The organism is Paenibacillus etheri (assembly GCF_001012825.1).
Lineage (GTDB): Bacteria > Bacillota > Bacilli > Paenibacillales > Paenibacillaceae > Paenibacillus_AQ > Paenibacillus_AQ etheri.
Genome location: NZ_LCZJ02000089.1, coordinates 1 through 236 on the forward strand (window position 1 = coordinate 1; position 236 = coordinate 236).

The window sequence follows — 236 nt, forward strand, 5'->3', positions numbered from 1 at the left end:
GCGACTTTTTTCGATTAGTGTTTGGAGTTGTTTCCCGTCACTTTTTTCTCCGGTTGTAACTACCGCAGCTGTAATAATACGCTCTTCATTCATTGCAAGATGTGTTTTGTAGCCAAAAAAAGAGGAGTCGGCTGTTTTGTGACCCACACGTGCATCTGGATCATTAGAAAATTGAAGGTGCTCCACGTGATCTTCTACGATTTCCTTTAAGTAGTTCAACTTTTCCTTTACCTTTG

At 40.7% G+C, this 236-nt stretch carries 1 protein-coding gene; it reads right to left on the reverse strand.

Annotation, left to right across the window (positions count from 1 at the left end; genetic code table 11):
* Positions 1-236 (reverse strand): transposase (locus tag UQ64_RS29130; protein ID WP_156417719.1); only part of this gene is annotated, 236 nt, incomplete at both ends.